Consider the following 22,437-nt stretch of genomic DNA (forward strand, 5'->3'; position numbering starts at 1 on the left):
TCTTTATTAATATTATAATTCTTTTTCTAGTTCGTCTACTAAGTCTTTAAACACATGTAACGCTTTATCAACAGATTCTTTTTTCTCCATGTCTACACCAGCTTTTCTTAATTGGTTTAGTGGGAAATCAGAACCGCCACTTTTTAGGAATTCTTTATATCTTTGCACTGCATTTTCACCTTCTTCAAGTATTTGTTTACTTAAGGCAGAAGCTGCAGAAAATCCTGTAGCATATTTATATACGTAGAAGTTGCTAAAGAAATGAGGTATTCTAGCCCATTCTAATCCTATTTGTTCATTTACTTCGCAAGATTCACCGTAATATTTTTTATTTAAATCATAATAAATATTTGTAAATTCTTCTGATGTTAAAGGTTCTCCACCTTCAACTTTTCCATGGCATATTTTTTCAAACTCAGCAAACATTGTTTGTCTATATACAGTTGTTCTAAATTGCTCTAAGTAGTAGTTTAGTAAGTACACTTTTTCCTCTTTTGATTTTGCATTTTTTAGTAAGTAATTAATTAATAATAATTCATTTAAAGTTGATGCCACTTCTGCTACAAATATTTTATATCCTGAATATAAATATGGTTGATTATTTTTTGAGTAATAACTATGCATTGAGTGACCCATTTCATGTATTAAAGTAAATAATGAATTTAAGTCGTCTTTGTAACTAAGTAATATATATGACTTAGAGTCGTAGCTACCCCAAGAGTAAGCTCCTCCTTGTTTACCATCATTACCGTATACATCTACCCAGCCTTCGCCAAATGCTTTTTTTACATTTTCTAAGTATTCTTCACCTAAAGGTTTTAATGCTTCTAATATGATTTCTTGTGCTTTTTCATAAGGTATTTTCATATCAAAGTTTTCAGTTAATGGAACATATAAATCATACATGTTTATTTTATCTAATCCTAAAAACTTCTTTTTAAGACCAGTGTATTTATTTAAAGTATCTAAATTTTCATGTACTGCAGCAATTAAATTGTCATAAACTTCTACACTAACATCGTCTTGGAATAGTGAACCTTGTAGAGCTGATTCGTATTTTCTTGTTTTAGCATAGAATATTTCACTTTTTATTCCACCATATAAAGTAGATGCAAAGGTATTTTTATATTGTCCATAAACAGAATACATTGCATCAAAGGCATCTTTTCTTACTCTCTGATCTTTATTTTTTAAAAATAAACTAAAGTTTTCATGAGTTACTTTAACTTTTTCTCCCTTTTCATTTTCTATTTCTGGGAATTGTAAGTCAGCAAAAGATAACATATCATATATATTTTCTGGTACACCTGATAAGTCAGATACTGCTGCTAGCAATTCTTCTTCTCTTTCATTTAGAGTATGTGGTTTTAATCTTAATATTTCATCCACATGTTTTTTATAATGAGATAATTTTTCATTTTTTAAGTAATCTTCTAACGTTTTACTATCCATTGCTATTATTTCTGGAACCATATAAGAGGTAGCCATAGATAGTTCTGTAGATAGCATATCTGTTTTAGTTGCATTTCCTTGGTTTTTATTTATTCTAGTATCTTCATGACTTTTCATATGAGTATATACATATAAATTTTGAAGTATTCTAGATGCTTGTTCTGATATATTTAATGCCTTGTATAAATTCTCTTCACTATTAGCTAAAGTTCCTTTATATTTTTTTACTTCATCAATTAATTCCTTCACTTTGTGTATATCTTTCTCTATAGCTCCTTCATTTGGATACATTTCATCTATAGTCCATTTAAACTTGTTTTCTACTGCACTTCTCTCCATTATTTTCACTCCTTAGTAATTATTCATCTAACAAATAACTTATTAGATTAATTTATTTTATTATTTCCAAAAAAGAATACCAATTAACTTAAAATCACTTTATATATTCCATATTTATTACATGATTAATATTCTTTAATTGTATAATTAGTTCATCTAATATTAATCTTCTATCATATTCAATTAAAAATACAATTTCCCATATGCTATCTGATTTAGTTATTATTTGAAAATTTTTAATAGCTATTTCAGAGGCTTTAATAGTGTTGAATATGGTAGATGTTACATCTAAACTTGTTATTGTTGCTTTCAATACAGTTTGACTTCTTTTAGCTATTACCTTATCAAAATTTTTCAACACATATAATGTTGCCATTACTAATAACCATGATGTAATTCCAAGTACGTATTGGCCATATCCTATAGCTATACCAATACAAGCTGTAGCCCATATGCCCGCTGCAGTTGTTAGCCCTCTTATTCCATTAGAGTTTTTTAATATAGCTCCCGCTCCTAAAAAACCTATTCCTGACAATACTTGTGCTGGTAGCCTGGCTGGATCCATGGTACTAACTCCACTATACTGAGTAAACAAATCTAGGGCTATAATAGATGTAATACAAGATCCAATAGATACTAAAATATGCGTCCTAAAACCAGCAAACTGATTTGACTTTTCTCTTTCATAACCTGTAAAACCACCTACTAAAACTGCTAATAGGAGTTTTATGATGATTTCCTGATTTTTTAATATTATGTCCCCCATTTTGTCCCCCTTAGAATCATATATTAATTTTATTAAGCATTATATATACTTATTAGTATAGTATATGCTTTTATTCCTTATTTGCAATTACGATTTGTAATTACTCATTTATATTATCTTCATTTGATAATATATTTATATTTGTAGGGTATCCTATCTTAATATTATTTTTCTTAAGTACAATTAAAACTTGTAACTTCGCTTCTCTCAATATTGCAAAATATTTTTCCGAATTAACAACACCTGTAATTGTATATTTTGCACCTATAGATATTTTTTCTATATCTGTTATTCCATATACTTTAAATCCTAAATAACTAGAGGGTCTTAATTTTACAAGATAGTCTTTATATTTTTCATTCATTATGTCGCATACCTCTTGCAAAGATTCCAAAACTTTCATAGGATCTTCTTCATAGGAGACTCTAACATGAACAATAACTCTCATTACATCTTTACTATAGTTTCTTATACTATTAATATTACCATTTGGTATGGTAATTCTTTTCAAATCCCAATCTCTAAGACTTACACTTCTTATTCCAACTTCTTCTACGCTTCCTTTGAACTCTTCATTTATTACAATAAAATCTCCTACATGAATTTGCTTTTCAAATAAAATAAAAAATCCATTAAATATATCTTTTAATATACTTTGAGATGCTACCCCAGCTACAATTCCTACTATACTAGCTCCAGTAACGATTGAACCGAATGCAGTTGCATCAACAACTTCAAACTCTCTAAGAATAAATATTACGCTTAAACAAAACATTATATAGTATGATACAGAACACAATACACTACAAAGAGTATCTTCATATCTCTGATCAAACTTTGTGATTTTAAATAAGCTTTTTAAGGAAAATTGTATAATTTTTAACAAAATGCAAGCGATTATTATAATAACAATGCTACGAATTAATTTAGAAACAAACATATAATCACCTTTAAATTATAATAAACTCCAAAATAAAATTTGCTTTAATATTTATACTTTAGTATACTCATAATTCCTATTTAAAATCACAAAATATATACAAAAAAACCCACATTACTGTGGGTCACTTGCTCGTTTTATATATTCATTTATTAACATATCTATTTTCTTGCTTGACTCAACTAGCTCATCCTTAAATATTTCAGGATATTCAATATACGTATTTATTAATTCCCTTACTTCTTCAATTTCTTTCTTCAGAGCTTCTAATTCACTTTTATCCATAAAAACCACCATTATCAACATGTATTTTATTTAATTCTATCAAAAATTGTTATTATTTGTCAACAATTTCACGGAAAATTTTGTCAATTTTTGGGCAACAATACTTTGATACCAATCCTACAAACATCCCTGTAACCAAAGATGCTATAAGCATAAATGGTAAATACCCTACCATATTAATATTTTGTACTATTATACTCGCTACTAATAATTGTCCTATATTATGCCCAATGGCCCCTATAATACTCACTCCTATAATAGAAAAACCTTTTATTTTACTAGTCAAATACATACATATTAAACTTAGGTAAGCTCCACCTACACTAAATAAAAAGTATGAAATAGGTCCAGCAAAAATAGAGGATAATATAATTCTAACAGTTAGTATTATACAAGTATCTTTTACACCTAAAATTATCAATGATATAAGGGTGATTATATTTGATAAACCCAGCTTGGCTCCTGGGAAAATAGCTATTAATGGATTTGGTATATAAGTTTCAAATATATATAATACTAAGCTATATGTAACCATCAAACCTAAAAGTGTCATCTTTTTAGTTTTCATTAATTTTCATCTCCATTTTTCAACCTAATACTATAATACAATATATAATTGAAAACCTCTATATTTTAAATTTTTTTATATGACTTTTAAAAATATAATATTAAAATTATGATTATATTGACATTTGAACTAAATATAGTTATAATTTAATTGATAATGAAACTCATTAGGAGGTGTTAATGATGACTGTTTACGACTTAAAAGTTGGCCAAAGCGGCACAATTAATAATATAGATGGTGACCAAAGATTAGCAAAAAGACTTCTTGCTTTAGGATGTATTGCTAATACTGAAATAGAAATTAAAAAAATTGCTCCATTAGGAGATCCAATAATAGTAAATTTTAGAGGACTTAACTTAGCTTTAAGAAAATCTGATGCTAAAAATATCTACTTAAATGACAGCGAGGTGGTATAGTTGATTAATGTAGCTTTATTAGGTAATCCCAATGTTGGTAAGACTACTGTATTTAATCTATTAACAGGATCTAACCAATATGTAGGTAACTGGCCTGGGGTAACAATTGAAAAAAAGGAAGGCTATTTAGATGATAATATAAAAATAGTAGATTTACCTGGTATATATGCCATGGATACTTTCTCTAACGAAGAAAAAGTATCTAAAGATTTTTTAGAACAAGGAAATGTTGATGTAATAGTAAATGTGGTAGATGCTTCTAACCTTGACAGAAACTTATACCTTACTACTCAACTTATGAAATATAATAAACCAATAGTTATTTTACTTAATATGGTTGATTTAGCTGAAGCTAAAGGAATAAAATTAGATTATGATAAACTAGCTAAAAATCTTAATGTTACTATTCTTCCTATAGTAGCAAAGAAGAAAACTGGTTTACAAAATATTAAATCTATAATTGAAAATGCATCAAAAGCTAGAGTTAATTATCCTATAGATTTCGGAGATGAAACTCAAACTTATAAAAAAATAGAAGAAATTATATCTGATGCAACTATAGTTCCTTCAATTAAGAAAAAATCAATAAGTGATCGTATAGATGATGTTATTCTTAACCCTATGCTTGCTTACCCAATTTTCATAGGAATTTTACTTTTATTATTTAAGTTTACTTTCGATTGGGTTGGTGGACCTTTGCAAGAATGGCTTGGAGAAGCAATAGAAGCTTATGTAATGACTCCTGTTGATGGTATGTTAGCTAATTCAAGCTTATGGTTTAAATCCCTTATAGTTGATGGTGTTCTTGGTGGTGTAGCTGGTACATTACCATTCTTCCCTTTAATATTCACTTTATTCTTTGGAATATCATTATTTGAAGATAGTGGATATATGTCAAGAGCAGCATTCTTAATGGATAAAATAATGTGCAAAGTTGGTTTATCTGGTAAAGCATTTATACCCATGGTTATGGGACTTGGATGTTCTTCTCCAGCAATAATGGCAACTAGAACTTTAGAAAGTGAAAAAGATAGAAAAATAACAGCATTAATTTCTCCACTTATGACTTGTGGTGCTAAATTACCTATATATGCTTTATTTGTAGCAATATTCTTCCCAAAACACAAAGCTTTAGTTACTACTGGCTTATATTTACTAGGTGTAGTTGTAGCAATATTAGTTGCTTTAGTATTAAATAAAACAGTATACAAAACTCAAGCAGAACCTTTCGTTCTTGAGTTACCAGAATATAGAGTTCCTACTCTATCAGCTTTATTAAAAAATACTTGGAGTAAATCTAAAGGATTCTTAATAAGAGTTGTTACTGTAATGTTTGCCATGTCAGTAGTTATATGGTTCTTATCATCATTTAACTTACATGGATTTACTGAAAATATGAATGATAGTTTTTTAGCTTTATTTGGTAAGGTAATAGCTCCATTATTTGCTCCTTTAGGATTTACAGACTGGAGAATTTCAGTTTCTATACTTACAGGGCTTGGAGCTAAAGAAATAGTTGTAAACACAATGTCTGTTTTATTTGGTAATGATTTAGCTCAAGTTTTACCTACTGTATTCACTGGAGTTACAGCACTTTCATTCTTAGCATTCTCTGCATTATATACTCCATGTATAGCAGCCCTTGCAACTATGAGAAAAGAATACGGAAATAAAATGATGATGATATCTTTATCATATCAATTTATACTAGCTTGGGTAGTTGCTTTATTAGTAAATGTAATCGGAAATCTTATACTTGGAAATAATGCTTCTATAGAATATGTTGTGGGTGGTGCTATCGTATTAGCCTCAGCATCTATCTTATTTAGGATGTTTAAAAATAAATCAAACAATAATGGCGGTTGCAGTGGTTGTTCTTCTTGTCCATCAAGTGGTTCATGCCATGTAAAAGCTACAAATGAATAATAATAAAAAATTGCTATATCTATTAAGATATAGCAATTTTTTATTAACTATTTTATTAATACTGCGGAACCATGCATATCGCATAATGGCACAATAAAAATATTATTTTCATTACAATATTGTTTTACAGCTTTTTTTACTCCTGGAAATTGACTACTGTTATAGTCATGTACTATAATCATTCCACCTTTAACAAGCTTGGGGTAAAATATATTTAATCCTTCATAAGTAGGTTTATATAAATCTGTATCTAAACTAACAAAACAAAAACTTGGCAAATCTTCTTTTATACTTTCAGGAAAGTGTCCTTTTATAAACTTTGCTTGTTCTTTATATGGAAGCTTATTTTTTACCAACTCCACATTAGTGTCTGAAAAATCGCCTTCCTTAGCCCTCGAATATCCATGACTTCTTTCTACCTCAATATCTTCATCATAAAATCCTTCAAAAGTGTCAAATAGATATAGTTTTTTATTGGGAAAAAGTTTATTTATTTCTGATGCAAATTTCCCTTTATATACACCTAATTCAGCAACTTCTCCCTCTAGTTTTTGCTCATTTATTTCTGATGCTATTAATCTTAATGATGCCAATCTTATATCAATATAATGTTTAAACTCATTAATATCAAATACCATTCCTTTATAGTCTAATAACTTTAATTGTAGTTGAATTTCCTCAGCTGCTTCTTTGTTTAGGACTGCTATAACAATAATGTCCGGCATAAATTTTACAGATTCCTTAGCTGAATAGATTCTTTTATTATGTCTATGTTTTCCACATAAATCAGGATTGTTATCTATAAACCCTAATAATTCAAAATCTCCATTTATCCAATTTGATATCATATTTCCAGCTTGCCCTGCTCCAAATATCATTATCTTACTCATAATACTCTCCCATTTTAATTTTTCTTTTTGTAAATAAACAATATTTATTATAACTATTAATATTTAGCTATTTAAATATACGTTATTTAACCAAGTATTAATTTTATCTAATACTTCTTCTTTACCTTGCTCTAGGGGATCTTTAAAATCAATTTCTCCTTTAAAATTATTCTTTGGAATCACTTCCTTTATATTCTTATAGAACTTCTCTGCTCCACCGCCTCCATGACAAGCAAATAAGTATATGTTTTTATTGCATATGTCTTCTTGACTTAAAAAAGTATTGTAAGGAGGTGCATAAGTACCTACCCATATAGGTGTTCCTATAAAAATATTATCATAATCCTCTACATTTATGTCATATGATAAAAGTTCAGGTTTTTCTTTAAATAATACACTTCTTCCTCCCCAAAAATATTTTTTGAACCCGGAGTTATGATACTTTTTCTTTGGTTTTAGTTCTAATACATCTGCCTTAGTTTTTTTAACTATAGCATCTGATATTAGTTTTGTATTACCTTCTAATGAATAAAAAATTACAAGATTTTTCATATATTTTTCATCTTCTTTCTTTTTATATTTATATATAATATAGTAATAATTTAATCTCTAAATCTCAATATAAATTAAATTTATGTTGTCAAACTTATAATATGTCAAAAAAATAGTGAGGACAACAATCCCCACTACCTTTATTTGTTATTAAAAACTCACGTTTAATTTTACTTCTTTGCCTTCTCTATTTACTACTAAAGTGGTTTTATCACCACTTTTATATTTATATAAACCTTTAGTTAAGTCAGACATACTTGTTAATTTTGTATCCCCTAATTTAACTATTATATCTCCTGCTTTAACTCCTGCTTTTTTAGCTGGTGAATTATCTACTACTTCTCCAACAAATACACCTTCGTCAGTAGCTACTTGTTGTCCTTGAGACTGAGCATAAGCTGCATAAGTTGATGCATCGTATCCTTTTATACCAAGTGTCACTTTTTTATAACTTCCATCTTTAATTACTGATTGTATTATTTCTTTTGCTTGATTAATTGGAATAGCAAATCCTAAACTTTCACCTTCAGATGTTTTAGCAGTATTTATTCCTATAACTTGGCCACTTTCGTTTAATAATGGTCCACCACTATTACCAGAGTTTATACTTGCATCTGTTTGAATAAGCCCTGTCATAGTGGCTTGTTCAGTTTTTATAGTTCTATCTAGTCCACTTATTATACCTTGTGTAACTGTTCTTTGTAATTCTAATCCTAGTGGATTTCCTATAGCTATTGCTATATCTCCTATTGAAACTTTATCACTATCTCCAAGTTCTGCTGGAGTAAGTCCAGTTTTATTTACTTTTACTACAGCTAAATCTAATTGTGAGTCATACCAAACTACATTACCATTAACACTTGAACCATCGTTAAATAGTACATTTACTTTCTTAGCTTTCCCATCAGAAATAACATGTGAATTTGTAAGAATATATCCATTTGAATCTACTACTATACCTGTTCCCACACCTTCTGATTCAGTGGGAATAGAAAACATATTATCTGAATTCATAACAGTTGTAGTAATACCTACTACAGACGGCATTGCTTTTTCTGTTACTGCCTGATATACATTTGTACTTTTTCCATTGCTATTTATACTTATACTTTGTGATGAAGATGATCCAGATGATGTACTTAAATTATTTTTTAATAGTACTACTGTTAAAAACGAGCTAAGCACTGAGCATATTATAGCTACAACTACTACCAATCCTATCCCTTTTTTTCTTGCCATTTTTTCTCCTCCTAACAAAATAAACTTATTATTATTTTATTTATATTATTAAATTTTATAATCTTTTCTAAAAAAAAGAAATCATCAAATTCGATATAAATCTCTTATGATGATTTCATTATAATATTTTATTCTTAATTAAACCTTAATTTCTAAAGTCTTTTTTCTAATTCTTCTTTTTCTTTTTCAAATCCTGGTTTACCTAATAAAGCAAACATGTTTTTCTTGTATGCTTCAACGCCTGGTTGATTAAATGGATTTACTCCTAATAAATATCCACTTATTCCACAAGCTTTTTCAAAGAAGTATACTAAATATCCAAAATTATACTCATTTAATGTTGGTATATCTATTATTAAGTTTGGAACTTGACCATCAGTATGAGCAAGTAGAGTTCCTTGGAATGCTTTTTCATTTACAAAATCCATAGTTTTTTCACTTAAGTAGTTAAGTCCATCTAAGTCTTTTTCTTCTGACTTTAATTCAACTACTTTTCTTGGTTTTTCCACATTTAGAACTGTTTCGAATAGTATTCTCTTACCATCTTGAACATATTGTCCCATTGAGTGTAAATCAGTTGAAAAGTCTACTGAAGCTGGGAATATACCTTTTTGATCTTTCCCTTCACTTTCTCCATATAATTGTTTCCACCATTCACTTACAAAGTGTAAATTTGGTTCATAGTTTACAAGTAATTCTATGTCTTTACCTTTTCTATGTAATATATTTCTTACAGCTGCATATTGGTAACAATCATTTTCTTCTAAGTTAGATTTAGAATATTTTATACGAGCATCATTAGCTCCTTGCATCATTTCATCTATATTAAATCCTGCTGCAGCTATTGGTAATAGTCCAACTGCTGTTAAAACAGAGAATCTTCCCCCAACATCATCTGGTATTACAAAAGTTTCATATCCCTCTTCATCAGAAACTTGTTTTAATGCGCCTTTTTTAGCATCTGTAGTTGCATATATTCTTTTTGCTGCTTCTTCTTTACCATATTTATTTTCTAGGAACTCTTTTAAAACTCTAAAAGCTATAGCTGGTTCAGTAGTAGTTCCTGATTTAGATATAACATTTAAAGATACATCTTTGTCCTTTATTATTTCAATTAAGTCCATTAAATAAGTTGAACTTATATTGTTTCCTGCAAAATATACTTCTGGAGCTTTTCTATCCTCTTTGCTTAAGCTATTTCTAAATGAGTGACCTAAGCATTCTATTGCAGCTCTAGCCCCTAAATATGAACCACCAATTCCTATTACTACTAGCACATCTGAATCAGATTGTATCTTTTGAGCTGCTTTTTTTATTCTTGCAAACTCTTCTTTGTCATAATTATTAGGAAGATCTATCCAACCTAAAAAATCCTTTCCTGGACCAGTTTTTTCATGAAGCATCTCATGGGCAACATCAACATAGGGTTGTAATGTATCAACTTCTTCCTTAGCAAAAAAATCTAAGGCTTTACTATAATTAAATTTAATTTTGTTCATAATTGTACTCCCTTTTTTATAATATTTATACCATAAAATTATATCATAAAACTAATTTGCCTTCTTGTTAAAAAATTGTTTAGTTTATATTATTTTTTTATTATATTGATTAATATTTACATTTTTTCAAAAAATATAAAAAGCTTTAGAAATAAATATTATCTCTAAAGCTTTTTATGTTATCTATTTTTCATTTACACTTTGTGCTATAACTTGTTGAGCTATATTAACAGCGTGGTCTGAAACTCTTTCTAAGTTAGCTATTACTTCTAAATAAATAATCCCATTGTCAATACTACACATATTATTATTTAATCTTCTCATATGATTTATTCTACATGATTTTTCCATAATATTTACTTGTTCTTCCATTTTGATTACTTTACAAGCAAGATCAACATCTGACGTTCTCATAGATTCTAATGCATAAGTATATGTTGATAAAACTTTGTTGTACATATCGTCTAATTCATTTCTTGCATGATCTGAGAATGTAACATCATTTGTTATGCTATTTTGAGCTAATTCTGCTATATTTTCAGCGTGATCTCCTATTCTTTCTATATCATTAACTGTATTAAACAATGAATCTATAACTTCTCTTGATTCTTCATTTAAAGGAGCTTTTGATAATTTAAGCAAGTAATTTAGTATCATTTTTTGTAATTCATTTATTCTTTTTTCTTTTCTTATAGTACTAGAGATATCTTTTTCTGATTTTTCTAGTACACCCTTCATAGCACAATTTAAACTTTGCTTAGACTTTTCACCCATTCTTAAAGTTTCTTTTTCTACATTTACTAATGCTATTGAAGGTGTTTCAATCATTCTATCATCTATAAATTTAACAATTTTTACATCATCATCTTCAGTGTGGTTATCTGGTACTAATCTAGTAGCTAATTTTATTATAAATTTATTGAATGGTAATAAAATTAAAGTTGATGCTATATTAAATATTGTATGAACATTGGCAATTTGTCTGGCAACATTGTTTGGATTCATATAAGTTACTGCAGAAACAACTAATTTATTTAAGAATATTAAGAAAATTACAGTTCCAAGTATATTAAATATTAAATGTATAAGAGCTGCTCTTTTTGCACTTATACTTGCACCAATACTTGATAATAAAGATGTTACACAAGTACCTATATTTTGACCATATAACATTGGTAGTGCACTGCTAAGTGGTATTAATCCTTGTGATGCTAAAACAACTAACATACCCATTGAAGCGCTCGAACTTTGTATGATTGCTGTTATTCCGAATCCTAATAATAACCCTAAGATTGGATATTTACCAAAAGTAAGTAATGCGTTTGTAAATCCTTGGTATTCTGATAATGGTTGAACTGCTTCTTTCATAAAGTCCATACCTGTAAATAATATACCAAATCCTATTAATACTTCTGCAATATGCTTAGTTTTTGGTTTGCCTCCGAATAAATAAAGAATAATACCTATTCCTAAAGCTACAGGAGCTAGTCCATTCATATCTATAGATACTAATTGGGCTGTAACTGTTGTACCTATATTGGCACCCATAATTACTCCTACTGCTTGTGGCAATGTCATTATACCAGCATTAACAAAACCAACTACCATTACCGTAGTGGCACTTGATGACTGGATTACAGCTGTTACTAATGTCCCAATAAGAACTCCCATAAATATATTACTAGTTAGAAGTTCTATGATTTTTTTAAGCTTGCTTCCAGCTGCTTTTTCTAGGGCTTCACCCATAAGATTCATTCCAAATAGGAATAGTCCTAATCCACCCATAATACCTATGATTATTTCCAAATTTTATTCCTCCTTAGTTACATTCGTTCATTGATTATTACATTTTGCTTTTAATCGTAAAAAATTTTTTATAATTATGTATTTATGATTTAATGCATAAACATTATATCATAAATCTTTGTTAAATAATTTTATCAATTCCCCCATTATTGTTAAAATTATTTAACAATAGGACAATAATTTCCAATTATTTTCTCTGCACATTTTATACCATCAACAGCAGCTGTAACTATTCCTCCTGCGTAACCCGCACCTTCACCACAAGGATATAAATTTTTAGTACTTACTGATTGTAACGTTTCTTCATCTCTTACAATTCTAACTGGTGCCGATGACCTTGTTTCCACTCCGGTTAATACTGCGTCATGCATAGCAAATCCATTTAATTTTCTATCAAGAGATACCAATGCTTCTTTCATAGTTGATGTTACAAACTCTGGTAGGCACTGTCTTAAATCAGTGCCTGTTACACCTGGTTTGTATGAAGGCTCAACCTTTCCTATATCTGTTGTTATCTTATCATTTAAAAAATCTCCTACTAACTGCATTGGTGCATTATAGTTATTTCCACCTAATTCATAAGCAAGTTTTTCATATTTTCTTTGGAATTCAATACCTGCCAAAGGATGAGTACTTCCAAAGTCTTCTGGGGTAACATTAACTAGGAAGGCACTATTTGCATTTGCCTTATCTCTAGCATGCTCACTCATACCATTTGTTACTACTTCAAATTCATTTGATGCAGAGGCTATTACAGTCCCTCCTGGACACATACAAAATGAATATGCAGTCCTTCCATTAGATGTATGCTCTATTAATCTATAATCCGCCGCTCCAAGCCTTGGATGATCATAAAACTCTTTATATTGAGATTTATTAATTAATACTTGTGGATGTTCTATCCTTGCCCCAATAGCAAATGGTTTTTGGATTATTCTCACACCTTTGCTATATAACATTTCATAAGAATCTCTTGCACTATGACCTACAGCAAAAATCACATGGTCACATTCTATTTTTTCTTTATTATTTACTATTACAGCTCTTATACTATCATTTTCTAATTCTATATCTGTAACTTGAGTGTTAAATCTTACTTCTCCACCTAATCTTTTTATTTCTTCTCTTATATTTTTTACCACATTTTTAAGTATGTCAGTTCCCACATGAGGTTTATGAGAATATAATATTTCATCAGGCGATCCAAAGTTTACAAGTTCTTCTAGGACCTTTCTACACCTTATATCTTTTATTCTTGTTGTAAGCTTACCATCTGAGAATGTTCCTGCTCCACCTTCTCCAAATTGTACATTTGAATTATTCTTAAAAGCTCTATTATTCCAGAAGTTATTAATATCTTTTGTTCTTTCATCCACATCTAATCCTCTTTCAAGCAATAGTGGATTGTATCCTCTTTGTGCCAAAAGTAAAGATGCAAATAAACCTGCCGGTCCACTTCCCACAACAACTGGTCTATGATTTATTTTATTACTTCCATGTTTAACATCTAAATAACTATGTTGTTTTACTTCAACTACATCTTTTAGTCCTTTTTTTAATAATTTTTCTTCATTTTTAACTTTTACATCTACAGTGTATACAAAATCTATTTTTCCCTTTTTCCTTGCATCTATAGATTCTTTAAAAATATGATATTTAATTATCTCATTTTCTTTTATTTTTAATTTATTCAGTACTAACTTTAGTATTTTAGATTTATCATCATTAATACTAATTTTTATATTGGATACTCTTAACATTTTTTTCTCCTTAATTGTAATTGTATATTTTCCTTACCTATTATGTTTACCACTAAAAAAATAATATTACTCTTATTACTCAAAAAAAATCAAAAGCTGGGAGTTTCCAATGCCTTTGATTTTTAAAAATTATTATTTATTTTTAGCTATTAAATACTCTTAGTCTCTTTTAGTAATAAGACCTCTTATAACCTTCATATTATTAAATACCTTTTCTAAGAAATCTTCAGCTTCATCATTGTCTAATAATGTTATCTCTAATTGATCTCCCTCAGGTATGCCTTTCATTTTACAGTATTCCTTTGCTGTATCTAATAATTCATCTTTCTTTTGTGAAGATAAATCAAAGTCTTTATAGTCAATTATTACGTATTGTTTTACTTTTTGTTCTTTACCTTCATTGTATCCTATTTCTATATGATAAATTACAGCATATAAGTTGCTAGGACTTTCTTCACCATTATATACAGGCACTGCTGGATTTGATTTTATATAGTTAGTTGATACTGCAATTCCATTTCCTAAACTAAGACTCATATTTTTACCTCTTTCTATATTATATATGTATTATTTTATCACCTTTTAAATATATTAAAACCTTTTTTTTATAACTTTTTATATTTTAAACGCAAAAATACTATTAAATATAAAATTTAATAGTATTTTCTTATTAATCTAATTAATTTTTAATAGTAATAAATTTTATGATGCTCGTAATTCTTTATATCTTTTACCTAAGGTACGAGGACTTATTTCATATTTTTCAGATACTTGGGCTTGAGTTATAATTTCTCCTGCATCTTTTTTAATATAATATTCTATTGCAGCAGCCCATCCATTTTCGCTACCTTTTATAGATTTATTGGATTTAATAAACTCTTTCCATAAATCTAATCCTTTTTGTAGGTATTTTTCTTCCATGTTATGTCTTAATGCATCATATATGTTTACATCTGAATTATTGCTATCTTTGCTTACTATTTCATTTTTAACCTGAGTATTTAATGGGTTTGAAATATGTGATTTATTATTTAATAGTATTTGTTGTCCAAACTTATAAATTATTTCACTATTATAAATCACAAATTCTTTTATACTCTTTGCTTTTTTGCTGTTAGATTTGTATAATTGCTTAACATTATCAAGTATAATTTTTAAGTTTTTATCTGATACCTTTATACATTCATCAACTAATATGTTCATTCCTTGAACATTTACCACTCTTACAATTATACTTTCTCCTACATTTAAGTTTTTGAAAGCATCAATATCTTCCACTACTATTTTATTATCATTAAAATAGTCTCTAATTATTGATTCTGTAATTCCTATATTTTCAATTTTAAATATACTTATATTAGCTTTAAGCATTGCTGATAATAAAGTTATTTGATTTTTACTTAAAGTTAGTTTATTATCGTCTATAAACATTTTAATCATAGTATTTCCCTTATTATTTCTATAATCATACATAAAATACGTACTATATAGCTTGTCTATTTTATAGTTACTTTCTTGTGAAATATGAAATCCCTTCCCACACTCTTCTCTATCACTGTAGAAACTTGATGTCTTAGAATATTCATATATTTTATTTTCCATATTTTTATACAGACCTTTTGCATATAATATTTTGTTTCTTGTAAACTCTACTAACTGATTTTTTTGTAAGCAACATTTTTTATACTTTTTACCACTACCACAAGGACATAGTTCATTTCTACCTATCAAGTTATCTTCACTCCTTTACTATTTTTAAGCACGGCAATATATACTTGATCCTATATTAGAATTTATCATTCATTTATATTGTTAATTATTATTGTAAGTTTGCTTTTTATAGTTTCATATAATCTTTTAGACTTCCATACTTTAATAATAATTTTCTAGAAATTAGGCTATTATCCTTTTAAATTTATTAACAATCGTACTACCATTTTCATTGTAAACTTTCATAAAACTCCAATTCATAAATTATTACCTTATCATATTCCTTTATATGACTTTAAACGTCATCATGCAATCTACATAATTCTTCTCATTTCCCTTTTCATCTTTAGCATTTTTTATATCCATCTTTTCTATTTTATAATTTAGATTCAAATCATTTAAAACACTTTCTATTTCTTTAATTTTATCTAAATTTCCAGATACACTTAATTCAATTGAAGAATATGATTTATTGTTTTCATCAATTTCATCAAATTTATTAACAAAATTAATATCTAAACTAGGATCCATTTTCCCAATTATCTTAATTACTATATCATCACTTAAATCCATTGTTTCATCATAACAGTCCCCTTTATATTGAGGTTTAGTTTCTGTTAGCTTAGTTTTTTCCTGTTCTAAAGCATTAATTTTATTGTTCATAGGATAAGAAACAGCAATACTAACTACTGTAAATGTTATTATGGCTATGCATATTTTTTTAAATTCTTTTTTATTCTTCAAAATTATTCAGAACCTCCTATTTCGTATACTGCATGAAAATATAATTTATTATTTTTATTTTCCACACTAGCTATAGAAAAATTTTTTATATTATCCATAGATTTTAATTCATCTAATTTTTTTAAGTTTTTACATTTACCTTCTATACTTACTTTATTATTTTCAACTGATAGTTTCTCTACATTTGAAAAGCCTAACAAATCATATATTTTATTTGTATCTTTTATTAATGTACTCTTTTTATTTTCCGATTTTAGTACTTCATTAGATTGAGTCATTAATTTAGTGTAATTGATTTCTTCTTTTAAATTGTTAACAGCTTTTATATTTGTATAAGTTTGAAAAATTAATAAGTATATTAATATTATTACAGTACACTTAAAAATTTTTTCTTCTTGCTTTTCTTCTTTCAAAAAATTGATACTTTTATTCTTTTTCATTTATACTATCATCCCCCAAGCTAATAAATTGTCTACTGTTATATCTACAATTTTTTCATTATTATTTAAAATTAATTTATTCTTCAGATCTAATTTTTGTATTTGTAAACTCTTTATAAAATCATCATTTATTCCATAATAGTATGTATTATCATATGAAAATTGATTAATAGAACACTGGCTATTAGCTTTATCCACCACATAAGATTCAATAATTTTTTTATTACAAACTGTATTTAAAACCATATCTTTTTTTCTATTTTCTATTATAGTTATTTTTTCATAACCATCTTGCGATAAACTAATAACTTTCATATCAATCAGTTTTTGTAAAATGTCAAAATTAATATATAAATGCTTTTTCTTAATATTTAGCTTTTCACTTATGGATTTGCATATGTCTACATATTTCTTAGGAAATAATATTCCTTGTATTGACCCCTTTCCCTTAGTATTGATAATTTTTTTATATTTTATTACATAATTTTGTAAATCTAAGGATATATGGTCACCTATTTCATATTTAATTAGTTGAATAATTTCTTTTTGTCTTTTAGAGTTTATATTTGGTATATTTCTAATAATAATTTCATCATTTTGTATATTGAAATATATATTTTTCAACTTATAATTTGTATTTTCCTTTATTATTTCAACTAATTCATCTTCGTACATATTATTCTTTTTATTATTTAAATAACTGTTACCCTTTTCATATGTTAATTGATTATGTACATTATACTTATTTCTATTTTTTCTTATTAATAGTATTTCTGTATTCTCATTATTAATATTTACAACAAGATATTCCTTTATAAAATCACCTCCACAAATTTATTATTAATTATATTGTTGAGGTACTAATTTGTCTTAGTTTCATTAGGCTTTGGATAAAATGTTTCAGTACCTATTTTAACTGTTACAGAATCTCCTTGTGCTGTTACAACAAACTCGTTTCCTTTTACCGATTTTGAAACTGGTACAAATTGAATATATCCATCACTTTCTAAGTTGCTTGGTTGAACTGATGTATTTCCATCGCTTATAGATATCATTGCTGCTGTTGCCAAATTGGCAGCTGTTGCATAATCAGCATTTTTCTTTGCATTTTCTTGAACTTTTGAATATTTTGTTACTGCAATACTAGATAAAATTCCTATTATAGTAATGACTATAACCATTTCAATTAGAGTAAATCCTTTTCTTTTCTTATTATTTTTTAATTTAAACATTACTATTTCCTCCTTTTTTAAATAGCTGATACAGCATCAAACATGGGTACCATCATAGATATAACAATTATCCCTACAGCTACTCCTATAACTAAAGTGATAAAGTTTTCAAAGTATTTTGTCCCAATTTCAAGTTTTGAATCTAGTTCATTTTCATAGTACTCAGTAACCGTATTTAGAACGGTATCTAGTTTTCCACTTTCTTCTCCTATTGTTATCATTGATAATAGTAAGGATGGCAATTCCTCTACTGTTTTTAGAGAATCTCCTATGCTATTACCTTTTTTAATAAGCTCATTTGCTTTACATATTTTAAAATATATATATTCATTACTCATTACTTTTGCTGATGTTTCAATAGAGTCTACAATTTGAATTCCACTAGATATTAAAATTGATAAAGCTTTTATAAATTTGTTACTAATAATTAATTTCATATACGTTTTAACTATTGGAAGTTTAAATAAAAGCTTATTTAGCATTTCATTAAACTTATCATTACTTTTCTTGAGATATATTAATCCACATACTAAAATCAAATTAACAATTATAATTAAAAGAAAATCATCTCTAAGTAAATGGGAGATCAATATTAGTATTTTAGTTAATCCTGGTGTTTTCATGTTATTATCTGCATAGATATCTTCAAAGTTAGGGATTAAAAAAAGTAAAATAAATATAAATGATATAATCATAGTGATTATCAATATGGTTGGATAAATTAATATACTTATAATTTTATTATTCAATTTGTTTTCTTTATCATAATAAATTGCTAGTTTGTCCATAACATCATCTAAGTTACCACTCATTTCTCCTGCTGCTATCATGCTTATATAAAAATTGGAGAATGCCTTCGTATTTTCAAAAGACTCCTTTATTGAATTACCTCTTTCAATATCTCCAAGTATTTTCTTTAGTACAATTCTTACTTTATCCTTTGATTCATTTATTAGTATTCTTAAAATTTTAGATATTTCGCATCCTGATTTTAAGAGAATACTCATTTCTTTTGAAAAAACTTTTAAATCCTTGTTTTTTAATTTCCTACCTTTAAAAAGTGATTTTAGTTCCTTAATATCTACTACTTTAAATCTGTTTTTATCAGCATAAGAATATACTTCGTATTCACTATCAATATCTAGTTTTAAAACTTTTCTATTATTTTCTTCATCATAAATTATGCATTTATACAATATTTTTTCTCCTAATTAATAATTTCTTCACTCATTATGCTTTCTTCTAAGGTTGTGATTTGATTTTTAATTAAATAAGAATAAGTATCTTCAAATGTAATCATTCCTTTTTTAACAGCAATACTTTTTATATCCTTTGCTTCTTTGTTTTTTTGAATTGCATTTCGTATTTCATCATCTATAGGCAAAATCTCAAAAGCTACAGTTCTACCATTATATCCTGTGTATGAGCATTCTTCACATCCAATAGGAATAACTGTATAAATTGATTTGTTTTCATTTTGATTAATAATAACTTCATTACTACAGTTTTCACATACTTTTCTTACTAATCTTTGAGATATAATTCCAATCAAAGATGCATTTAGTAAGTATGGTGGAATTTCCATGTCAATTAATCTAGCTACAGATGAAACTGCATCATTAGTATGAAGAGTACTTATTACCAAGTGCCCTGTAATAGCTGCTCTTACAGCTGTTTTTGCTGTTTCTATATCCCTAATTTCACCAACCATAATAATATCTGGGTCTTGTCTTAGAATTGCTTTTAGCCCTTTTTCAAAAGTAAGACCTACTTTGTGATTTACTTGTATTTGATTTATACCTTCCATTTTGTATTCAACAGGATCTTCAATTGTCATAATATTTTTACTTGTATTTCTCAAATCCTTTAAAATAGAATATACTGTTGTAGTTTTTCCGCTTCCTGTTGGACCAGTAACAAGCAATATACCTGTCTTTTTATTTATTATTTCTTGAATTTTTTTTATAGCATCTTTAGAAAATCCCAGTTCTTCTTTTGTTTTAAGAAAAGAATCTCTACTTAAAAGTCTAAGCACTATTTTTTCGCCATAAGTGGTTGGCACAGTCGAAATCCTAATATCTACTAATGAATCCTTAATTTTCACGTCTATTCTTCCATCTTGAGGTAATCTTTTTTCTGTAATATCCATATCAGCTTTGTATTTTATTACAGATGCAAGGGGTGGATATAAATCCAGTTCTAAATTCAACATTTCCTTCATATTGCCATCCACTCTCATACGAATTTTTAATAACTCACTAAAAGGTTCAATATGTATATCGCTGGCTTTTTCTTTTACAGCTTTTTGTAGAATATCTTGAAATAAATAGTTCGCATAATCATCATCTATATCAATTGAATCGCCATAACATAATTCAATATTTTCTAAAACATCTTCTCTTGATACTTGTTTTAGAATTATGTTCTTTCCTGTGACCAACTTTAAATCTTGAGCTGCATATATGTTTTCTTTTTCTATTCCTATTATTAAGTAATCTTCATTTAGCTCCATAGGAAACAAGTTATATTTTCTTGCAAGCTTTTCTGGTACTAATATGGACAAATCTACTTCTGATGTTGTAATTTTAATCACCTCCATTACAATGAATATCTACTATGATTATCAACACTTAAGTTCTTATTTATACAGATATAAACTCTTATTTTAACCAAAATAATAAAAGCTATGATATTAAAATGAATTTTTTCATTTTACATCATAGCTTTTTATCTTAACTATTTATTTTCATATTTTAGAATTCGCTCTATTAATTCCTCTTTCAACTGATTAACCTTATCAAAATCCATATTTGGTATATAGTAACTTTCAATTACATCATGATTTGATTTTGCTTTTTTCAAATTAGAAATAGCATAATTAATTAATTCATCTAATATTTTTTCATCTACTTCTAGTTCTTCTTTGTAATTATCTATTTTTTCTTTATCTATAAATTTTCCTAGGTTAATTACATCTTTATCTTTAAATAAAGAGCTTGTAGTTATTGCTATTCCCAAATCTATAATCATTATTGATTCTATTTTTTCTGGTATAAGAGGATAGTGAAATACTTCTACTTTTAGTCCTTTTAATATTGCTTTATCGTATATTCGCTTTAAAAAAGTTGTTTTTCCATAACCTATTTTTCCATCAAGATAATAAACTTTTTTGGCATCTTGAAGCAAGCTATCTGAATAGTCAATATGTCCTATTGGAGTTATTGCTGTTCCAAATAAATGTCTAGGATCAGATAATTCATCTTTATTTTCTATTCCTTTAAATATTTTTTCCATAAATTCATCTGTAAATTTGTTAAGTTTACCAAAATCCATTATATCCATATTTTTGCTTTCTATGTCATAAAAAATAGGCTCTGCTGCCTTTAAGTATTTAAATGCCCTTTGGAAACATGCTCCTATTTCTTTATTACACTCAACCACTTCTTCCTTATTTTTCTCTAAATTATCTACATTCCAAAAATCACCAAAATTAACTATTTCGTCTATAGCACCTGGTATTTTAGGATCAACAACATGTGGTGCTGTTGCATCTAACAATACAATTTTTAGTTTTTTTACTACAACTGCGTCTAACGAACTCGGATCAGATGAACATGGAAATACTTCTACATCATATCCTCTTTCTGAAAAGTCATGTGCTACTTTTTTCATTAGAGATGATTTTCCAACTCCAGGACCTCCTTTTAAACAAAAGATTCTATTCACATCTTTTGGAATAATATAATCAAAATAGGAATAAAATCCGTTACTCGTATTTGCTCCTGGAAATATCTTTCTAATTTTGCCTTTCATATTCATGCCCCCTAAAATGTTCTACCTTTTATATTATTATATTGGTAACCATTTGGTTAC

The 22,437-nt window shown here is 27.5% G+C and carries 22 protein-coding genes; 2 read left to right on the top strand and 20 right to left on the bottom strand.

Going from position 1 to position 22,437, the window contains the following annotated elements; translation table 11 throughout:
• Positions 1 to 12: 12 nt before the first annotated feature.
• The 5 genes from pepF to JW646_RS07615 all read right to left on the bottom strand — a co-directional run bounded on the left by pepF (position 13) and on the right by JW646_RS07615 (position 4,350).
• Positions 13 to 1,791 (bottom strand): oligoendopeptidase F, encoded by a 1,779-nt coding sequence (gene pepF, locus JW646_RS07595; protein WP_228417163.1) that lies wholly within the window; start codon positions 1,789 to 1,791, stop codon positions 13 to 15.
• Between the two features lie 94 nt (positions 1,792 to 1,885).
• Positions 1,886 to 2,557, bottom strand: a complete 672-nt coding sequence (locus tag JW646_RS07600; protein ID WP_074919579.1) for an MgtC/SapB family protein — start codon at positions 2,555 to 2,557, stop codon at positions 1,886 to 1,888.
• Positions 2,558 to 2,657: 100 nt separating this feature from the next.
• Positions 2,658 to 3,332 carry a mechanosensitive ion channel family protein gene (locus JW646_RS07605; RefSeq protein ID WP_175487703.1) on the bottom strand — a complete coding sequence of 225 codons (675 nt, stop codon included), beginning with the start codon at positions 3,330 to 3,332 and terminating at the stop codon, positions 2,658 to 2,660.
• A gap of 279 nt (positions 3,333 to 3,611) precedes the next feature.
• Positions 3,612 to 3,782: an aspartyl-phosphate phosphatase Spo0E family protein gene (locus JW646_RS07610; protein ID WP_074919581.1), complete on the bottom strand. Its 171-nt coding sequence runs from the start codon at positions 3,780 to 3,782 to the stop codon at positions 3,612 to 3,614.
• Positions 3,783 to 3,834: 52 nt separating this feature from the next.
• Positions 3,835 to 4,350: a Gx transporter family protein gene (locus JW646_RS07615; RefSeq protein ID WP_148557053.1), complete on the bottom strand. Its 516-nt coding sequence runs from the start codon at positions 4,348 to 4,350 to the stop codon at positions 3,835 to 3,837.
• A 182-nt stretch (positions 4,351 to 4,532) separates the two neighbouring features.
• On the opposite strand from JW646_RS07615, the gene JW646_RS07620 reads away from it, so the two are divergent.
• Both JW646_RS07620 and feoB read left to right on the top strand, forming a co-directional pair.
• Positions 4,533 to 4,766 carry a FeoA family protein gene (locus tag JW646_RS07620; RefSeq protein ID WP_074919583.1) on the top strand — a complete coding sequence of 78 codons (234 nt, stop codon included), beginning with the start codon at positions 4,533 to 4,535 and terminating at the stop codon, positions 4,764 to 4,766.
• Complete coding sequence (gene feoB, locus JW646_RS07625) at positions 4,767 to 6,692, top strand: ferrous iron transport protein B (RefSeq protein WP_074919584.1); 1,926 nt, start codon at positions 4,767 to 4,769, stop codon at positions 6,690 to 6,692.
• A 47-nt stretch (positions 6,693 to 6,739) separates the two neighbouring features.
• Here feoB and JW646_RS07630 read toward each other — a convergent pair whose 3' ends face one another.
• The 15 genes from JW646_RS07630 to JW646_RS07700 form a co-directional block, all read right to left on the bottom strand.
• Positions 6,740 to 7,582, bottom strand: coding sequence for a TylF/MycF/NovP-related O-methyltransferase (locus JW646_RS07630; RefSeq protein ID WP_228417165.1), 843 nt, complete (start codon positions 7,580 to 7,582; stop codon positions 6,740 to 6,742).
• Between the two features lie 63 nt (positions 7,583 to 7,645).
• Positions 7,646 to 8,134, bottom strand: a complete 489-nt coding sequence (locus tag JW646_RS07635) for a flavodoxin family protein (protein ID WP_074919586.1) — start codon at positions 8,132 to 8,134, stop codon at positions 7,646 to 7,648.
• A gap of 150 nt (positions 8,135 to 8,284) precedes the next feature.
• A complete protein-coding gene (gene htrA / locus JW646_RS07640; protein ID WP_074919587.1) occupies positions 8,285 to 9,373 on the bottom strand; it encodes a serine protease HtrA in 1,089 nt (362 codons plus the stop codon).
• 152 nt (positions 9,374 to 9,525) lie between these two features.
• Positions 9,526 to 10,872: a glucose-6-phosphate isomerase gene (locus tag JW646_RS07645; RefSeq protein ID WP_074919588.1), complete on the bottom strand. Its 1,347-nt coding sequence runs from the start codon at positions 10,870 to 10,872 to the stop codon at positions 9,526 to 9,528.
• Positions 10,873 to 11,055: 183 nt separating this feature from the next.
• A complete protein-coding gene (locus tag JW646_RS07650) occupies positions 11,056 to 12,678 on the bottom strand; it encodes a Na/Pi cotransporter family protein (RefSeq protein ID WP_074919589.1) in 1,623 nt (540 codons plus the stop codon).
• Positions 12,679 to 12,836: 158 nt separating this feature from the next.
• On the bottom strand, positions 12,837 to 14,438 hold the full coding sequence (locus tag JW646_RS07655; protein ID WP_074919590.1) for an NAD(P)/FAD-dependent oxidoreductase: 1,602 nt from the start codon (positions 14,436 to 14,438) through the stop codon (positions 12,837 to 12,839).
• A gap of 159 nt (positions 14,439 to 14,597) precedes the next feature.
• On the bottom strand, positions 14,598 to 14,975 hold the full coding sequence (locus tag JW646_RS07660; protein WP_074919591.1) for a hypothetical protein: 378 nt from the start codon (positions 14,973 to 14,975) through the stop codon (positions 14,598 to 14,600).
• Positions 14,976 to 15,140: 165 nt separating this feature from the next.
• Positions 15,141 to 16,169 carry a YecA family protein gene (locus tag JW646_RS07665; protein ID WP_228417167.1) on the bottom strand — a complete coding sequence of 343 codons (1,029 nt, stop codon included), beginning with the start codon at positions 16,167 to 16,169 and terminating at the stop codon, positions 15,141 to 15,143.
• A 264-nt stretch (positions 16,170 to 16,433) separates the two neighbouring features.
• Complete coding sequence (locus JW646_RS07670) at positions 16,434 to 16,892, bottom strand: hypothetical protein (protein ID WP_228417170.1); 459 nt, start codon at positions 16,890 to 16,892, stop codon at positions 16,434 to 16,436.
• A 2-nt stretch (positions 16,893 to 16,894) separates the two neighbouring features.
• Positions 16,895 to 17,332: a hypothetical protein gene (locus tag JW646_RS07675; protein ID WP_206925150.1), complete on the bottom strand. Its 438-nt coding sequence runs from the start codon at positions 17,330 to 17,332 to the stop codon at positions 16,895 to 16,897.
• Complete coding sequence (locus JW646_RS07680) at positions 17,333 to 18,007, bottom strand: hypothetical protein (protein WP_228417171.1); 675 nt, start codon at positions 18,005 to 18,007, stop codon at positions 17,333 to 17,335.
• 185 nt (positions 18,008 to 18,192) lie between these two features.
• Entirely contained in the window at positions 18,193 to 18,564 is a 372-nt protein-coding gene (locus tag JW646_RS07685; protein ID WP_148557044.1) for a prepilin-type N-terminal cleavage/methylation domain-containing protein, read from the bottom strand.
• A gap of 17 nt (positions 18,565 to 18,581) precedes the next feature.
• A complete protein-coding gene (locus JW646_RS07690) occupies positions 18,582 to 19,760 on the bottom strand; it encodes a type II secretion system F family protein (protein WP_228417173.1) in 1,179 nt (392 codons plus the stop codon).
• 11 nt (positions 19,761 to 19,771) lie between these two features.
• Positions 19,772 to 21,163: a GspE/PulE family protein gene (locus JW646_RS07695; protein ID WP_228417176.1), complete on the bottom strand. Its 1,392-nt coding sequence runs from the start codon at positions 21,161 to 21,163 to the stop codon at positions 19,772 to 19,774.
• Between the two features lie 137 nt (positions 21,164 to 21,300).
• Positions 21,301 to 22,377: a PRK06851 family protein gene (locus tag JW646_RS07700; protein ID WP_228417178.1), complete on the bottom strand. Its 1,077-nt coding sequence runs from the start codon at positions 22,375 to 22,377 to the stop codon at positions 21,301 to 21,303.
• Positions 22,378 to 22,437 lie beyond the last annotated feature (60 nt).

This window comes from Terrisporobacter hibernicus, from assembly GCF_020809405.1.
Taxonomy (GTDB): Bacteria; Bacillota; Clostridia; order Peptostreptococcales; family Peptostreptococcaceae; genus Terrisporobacter; species Terrisporobacter petrolearius.